Below are 5127 nucleotides of genomic sequence, written 5' to 3' on the forward strand. Positions count from 1 at the left end.
CCCCAACCCCCAGCCACCCGCCCTGCTCGCCCGTCCTCGCCACCGCCGCCGACGGCGGCTCCCACTCCCGTGGGCGGCGAGGCCGACCTCGCGTCGAGCCCCCTGACCTACGGGGCCGTCGGATACCCCTGTAAATGTGACCATAACATTGCAGGTAAACGGGTATGAATTGGTCACTCAGCAAATGGTGTGTGTTGTGGTGAGTACAACATAATGGCTGGTAACCGAGGCTTCGTTATCGAATTGTTATCGGGACAGCGAACCGAAAACAATTGACGAAAACGGCGCGCTCTGGTTAGAATCTTTAAAGCCGTAACGGACCGCATTCGCGCCCCGCTCCGGCATAAGGGAGAGAAGGGCCCGCAGGTCAGGAGGTCGCCGTGGGGAAGTTCGTTTTCGCCGCCGCGCTGATCCTGGTGGGCATCCTCCTCGCCACCCATGAGCTTGTGGGGCCAGGGCTCCTGCTCCTCGCTGCGGGCGGGCTGGTCCTCTTCCTCTCCGCTCGGACTGCAAGCCAACCCACAGCCCCGCCGCTGCCGTCGGCTCACGCCTCGGCTCGGTCGGAGGCGCGGCAGATCGAGCGGGCCGCGCGCGCGGACGCCTCGAAGCTCGTCCGAAACGCCGAGGCGGCGGCACGGAAGCGAGGCCGCGAGGCCATCGCGGCAGCGCAGGCCCGACTCGACGCCGAGCGGGTGGAGAGGTGGCTCGCCTGATGGCTCGGCAGAAGTACACCCACCAGCAACAGATGCACCTGTGGAAGAGAAACCTCGACCAGCAGGATCGACTCGCGCGGGATTTTCAGCGTGACCAGGAGAAGGCCGAGATCGAGGTCGAGAAGGCTGAGGAGAAGTCCGAGGGGATCGCCGAGAAAGCTCGGAGCGATGCCCGAGCCGCCGCCTCACGGGTGGACTCCGAGTTCGCCGCCGAGGAGAAACGACTCCTCACCCAGCCCCGCACGGTCTACACGGGAGCCACCGCGAGTGTCACGTCCCCCGTGTGGGTTTGGCATTGGCGAACGGTACTTCCCCCGTCTCTGGCTCGGACACTCGGCATCCAGCGGACGGGGGCTGGACCGCTCGCCGCGCTGTTTCCTGGCGGCGGGCTGAGTCCGTCCGCCTCGGTACCTGACCTCATCGTCGGCGAGCGCCCCGAGCTGGGTTCGGACCCCGATTTCGTCGAGTGGGCCGAGGGTGTCGCACGTATCTGGAAGTCCGAAATCGAGTCCAGATACGGGGTGCTGAAACGCCTCCGAGACGACGACTGGTGGGCTCAGCTTGCGGAGGCGGCGGGCGTCACCAACTCCGTCTCGGACACGGAGCAGATGTCGGGAACCTACGGAACCTACGACCGCAAGGTGACTCTGGTCTCCGTGCCGACCCTCGGTGAGGTGGTCATCGAACGGACTGGACTGACTCTGACCTATCTCCACCGCACGGGGGATACGCGGGAGCGGTGGACGAAAGCCGTCCCTGCGTTGAGGACGGGTTTCAAGTCCGCAGGGATGAACGCCGAAAACTTACGAGTCGTCGAGGACTCGTCGGGGAACCTCACCCTGAGGTTCGACGACGTGGACCCGTTCGCGGGCTCCACACCAACCTCAGGAGAGTTCGACACGGCGCGGGGACGGAGTCTCCTGGGAGTCACGTCGGACGGTCACGAAGCGTGGATCACCTGGTCTGGGTCCAGTGGCATGGTCGTCGGCGGTGTGCCAGGAAGTGGGAAAACTGCCAGTCTGCTGCCGGTTTTCGCGGGGATGCGGGATGCAGCAGAGCTGCATGTCTTCGACGGCAAGAGTGGCTTCGACATGCACCCTCTCCGTCATATCGCCAGGACGTACGACAGGTCGGGAGACGTCGGAGCGCCACTGGAGACCCTCCGACGGATGGAGGAGTTGCGGAGCCAGCGGGCGGAAGCGATGTACTCGGCGGCGAAGGCGAACAACTACTGGAACATGGAACAGAAGACCCGAAATCGTTTGGGGCTCAAGCCCGTTTTCGTGATCTTGGACGAGTGCCAGACCTGGCTCGACCAGAGTGGGATGGACAAGGACGAGAAGTCCCTCAGTTCCGAGATCACCCGCCTCATCCGAACTCTCGTACAGAAGGGGAGAAGTGTCGGGATCATCGTCGTCCTGACTACCCAGAAACCCGACGCCGTGTCGATTCCAACAGTGATTCGTGACAACTCGGCTTTGAAAATCTGTTTCCGTGTGAGCACCCCCGAGCAGGGCATCACGGTGCTCGGTCGGCAGTCGCCAGGTGCTCCTGACCCGACCGAAATCTTGATGAGCACCAAGGGTCGGGGAGTCATGGAGACGGAGGGGCAGGGAATCGTGTTGTTCCAGGCGGGCTACGCCGCGCCCGACGAGCTGGAAGCTCAGCTCCTCGATGCCGAGCCCGTCGAGGACCAGACGGTCGTGGTCGCTCGGCTCCTGGGACGCAGGGCTCCGAGGGTAGAGCAGCCAGTCATCGAGGAGGTCGAGGAACCAGTCGTCGAGACTCCCGAGCCCACACCAGAACCCGAACGAAAGACCTCACCTTCCCTGTCCGACCTGACCGACCTGACCGAGGACGAACTCTGGGAGGAGCTCCGTCGCCGTCAGTCTCCCTCGGAGACGAATGAGCCCGAGACCGAGGAGAAGACGGAACCCGAGACCGAGGACGAGTCCGAACCCGAGCACCAGGACGACGAGACCGAGGAGTACACCCTATGACTACACCCCGATTCGTGATCGGACTCGACGCTGTGGTGACTGGTGTGTCCATCGCCGCGTTCGTCGAGACCGTCAAAAACCCCCTCACCAAGTTCGTCTCGGCCCCGCCCCTGACGGAGAAAACCGTCGCAGGCCATGTCGAGCGGATGAACGTCACGGTCGACCGTGTGATGGAGTCCGTGATGAAAAACGGCACACCCGAGCTGGTCGTGATGATGACTCCGATGATGACCCAAGGCATCCATCGGGACGGCTCGGGGCCACGTCGGATGATGCTCGCGGGCGAGATTCAGCGCCGCCTCGTCGAGCAGGGAATCCCTGTCGGGGAGATCGCTCCCCGAACCGTCACCTCCTGGGTGACGGATCGTGATTCGCCACGTAGAACTTTCGAGGCGGCGGAGGGCTCGATCCGTCAGAGCTGGAACGTCGGGAAGACCGACGCGCGTTTCCGTCTGACCACCATCGCCGTCGCGGCGGCGGGGGCCGTGGCCGTCGGGATCACGACCTCGCGGAAAGTCACGAACGATGATCTGTCCAGATTGGCGACGCTGGAACTGCCCACAGGGTGGACGTTGCCAACCAACGCGCGGCACTGGCCCGCGAAGTGCGGGCCGAAGACCTCAGAGGAAGGTGCAGCATGACCAGGATTCGACGAGCAGCCGCCGCCGTCGCGGTGGCGGCGGTGACCCTGCTACCCGTGGCGGGGTGTAGTCAGGAGCCGACGGCGCAGCAGCAGTCGGACTTGCGGTGGGCTAAGAGCCAGTACGAGACGTATCACAAGTCGCAGAGTGCCTGTCGAGACTCGGAGCACACCGAGGGGTACTGCCAGTCCGTGCGCGACAAAGTAGCGGAGTACAAGAAGGAAGTGGACACCCTCACAGCGGAGATCGACCAGCGGCAGAGCGGTCTGCCCCCCTGGGCGTGGTTCATCATCGTCCCCATCGGTGGATTCGTAGTCGTGACTATGGGGATGACACTCTGGGCGACGGCGGCGGTTGCCCCCGAGATCAAGCAGGACATGGCAGACCTGCCTCGCCAGCTCGACGAGATCGAGCGGCAGGTCGAGGAGGAGGACCGCGCCGCGCACGGCTACGACGACTACGACATCGAGGACTACGACTCCTACGACGAGGCGGTGGCTGCCTCACCGCCCGCAACCCCAGCGGCTCCGACACCCGCCCCGCCCGCAGCTCCAGCGCCGACACCGCCCCAGGCGCAGCCAGCCTCAACCCCACCAGGCGGCGGGAGTTTCCTGGAGGAGCTCTCCCGTCGGCTGGACGAGGGGGAGCAGCGATGACTGTCACGTCCCCACGCCTCCCCGCCCTGCTGGTCGGACTGGGGCTCCTGGTCACCCTGGTCGGGTGCTCGGCTCCGACCCACGATGTGGTCGAGGCGGTGTCGTCGATGACGAGCTCGCCGCCGCCGAGCTCGGCGGTGGAGGAGCCGCGCGGGCTGGTGGACGTGGCGGCGGTGTGGGGGGAGCACCCGTTGCCGCCGTGTGATCGGGTGATCGTGGACAACAATCTGGCTGCTCCACCTGGGGTCGAGATGCCGAGTTTCGAGTCGGTTGCGCATGAGCTAGCGGGGGTCAAGTCGCCCGCGAGCGACGAGTGGGTAAGGACGAAGCTCGGTTGGGTGACCCAGTGGCTGATCCAGGTTCGGACAGCTATCAGCACGGCTGCCGACCCGCTCGTGGGGCGGGCGTCTTCCCACCAGTTCGACAAGTACATCAACCACACGAAGCAGGAACTGGAAAACGGACACGACATCCCAGACTCGGCGATTAACGCTCGATACCCCGAAGGGTGCAAGTAACCATGCCTGGTCCAGACATCCTCCGTCCGCCCGACCCCCACGGTCTCATCGGGGACTCCTGGCCCGAGGAGTCCGAGGGCTCCTACCTGTCGGCGGAAGCTGGGACGGACGCAGCATCGGCCCTCGCCGAGCAGAAATCCACCGACACAGCCGTCTTGGCTGAAACGGTGGAGGACGAGATGAGCGGGCAGATGGCTACAGGGATGACGGAGCATTTCGACGCCGCTGCTGACCACCTGCGTCAAGGGGCGGTCGACTACGCCACGGTGAGTGGGTGGATGGCGGACGCGGCTGCCGACATCGTGGACGCTAAGGGCAGCATTGTGGACTTGGTGTCGACGGGCACCGAGGAGATCGACGCAGCCGAGACCGCCGAGGCAGCGGGCGAGAATCCCGACCCCAGCTCGGATGAGCTGATCCAGCAGTACCGCCGCGCCATTACAGGAGTGAAGAGTGGCCTGGACACAGCACTGGACGGCATCGGCTTGGCTCTGGAAGGTGACCCCTCCGCCCCGTCGGTCCCTACCCACGTCTCTATCCCGACACCCCAATCCCCTGGTCAACCGCCCACCCCTGAGACCAGTATCTTATAAACATAA

General features: G+C 64.8%; 6 protein-coding genes. All 6 read left to right on the forward strand.

Going from position 1 to position 5127, the window contains the following annotated elements:
- The first annotated feature begins 380 nt into the window (after positions 1 to 380).
- The 6 genes from B8W67_RS19785 to B8W67_RS19810 are packed head-to-tail and all read left to right on the forward strand — an operon-like array spanning position 381 to position 5121.
- A complete protein-coding gene (locus B8W67_RS19785; RefSeq protein ID WP_085305882.1) occupies positions 381 to 713 on the forward strand; it encodes a hypothetical protein in 333 nt (110 codons plus the stop codon).
- Positions 713 to 2713, forward strand: a complete 2001-nt coding sequence (locus B8W67_RS19790) for a hypothetical protein (protein WP_133056169.1) — start codon at positions 713 to 715, stop codon at positions 2711 to 2713. The genes B8W67_RS19785 and B8W67_RS19790 overlap by 1 nt, the downstream gene beginning before the upstream one ends.
- 14 nt (positions 2714 to 2727) lie before the next feature.
- Positions 2728 to 3354, forward strand: coding sequence for a hypothetical protein (locus B8W67_RS19795; protein WP_133056170.1), 627 nt, complete (start codon positions 2728 to 2730; stop codon positions 3352 to 3354).
- Positions 3351 to 4010 (forward strand): hypothetical protein, encoded by a 660-nt coding sequence (locus tag B8W67_RS21185; protein ID WP_197747567.1) that lies wholly within the window; start codon positions 3351 to 3353, stop codon positions 4008 to 4010. Before B8W67_RS19795 ends, B8W67_RS21185 begins: the two co-directional genes overlap by 4 nt.
- Positions 4007 to 4528, forward strand: a complete 522-nt coding sequence (locus B8W67_RS19805) for a hypothetical protein (RefSeq protein ID WP_085305890.1) — start codon at positions 4007 to 4009, stop codon at positions 4526 to 4528. The genes B8W67_RS21185 and B8W67_RS19805 overlap by 4 nt, the downstream gene beginning before the upstream one ends.
- A 2-nt stretch (positions 4529 to 4530) precedes the next feature.
- On the forward strand, positions 4531 to 5121 hold the full coding sequence (locus B8W67_RS19810) for a hypothetical protein (RefSeq protein WP_085305892.1): 591 nt from the start codon (positions 4531 to 4533) through the stop codon (positions 5119 to 5121).
- Positions 5122 to 5127: the final 6 nt, after the last annotated feature.

This window comes from Mycolicibacillus koreensis (assembly GCF_002104795.1).
GTDB lineage: Bacteria > Actinomycetota > Actinomycetes > Mycobacteriales > Mycobacteriaceae > Mycobacterium > Mycobacterium koreense.

Bases quoted from the DNA above. Each gene is read 5' to 3' on its own strand.
- B8W67_RS19790 (WP_133056169.1), top strand. From the start codon at position 713: ATGGCTCGGCAGAAGTACACCCACCAGCAACAGATGCACCTGTGGAAG.
- B8W67_RS21185 (WP_197747567.1), top strand. From the start codon at position 3,351: ATGACCAGGATTCGACGAGCAGCCGCCGCCGTCGCGGTGGCGGCGGTG.
- B8W67_RS19805 (WP_085305890.1), top strand. From the start codon at position 4,007: ATGACTGTCACGTCCCCACGCCTCCCCGCCCTGCTGGTCGGACTGGGG.
- B8W67_RS19810 (WP_085305892.1), top strand. From the start codon at position 4,531: ATGCCTGGTCCAGACATCCTCCGTCCGCCCGACCCCCACGGTCTCATC.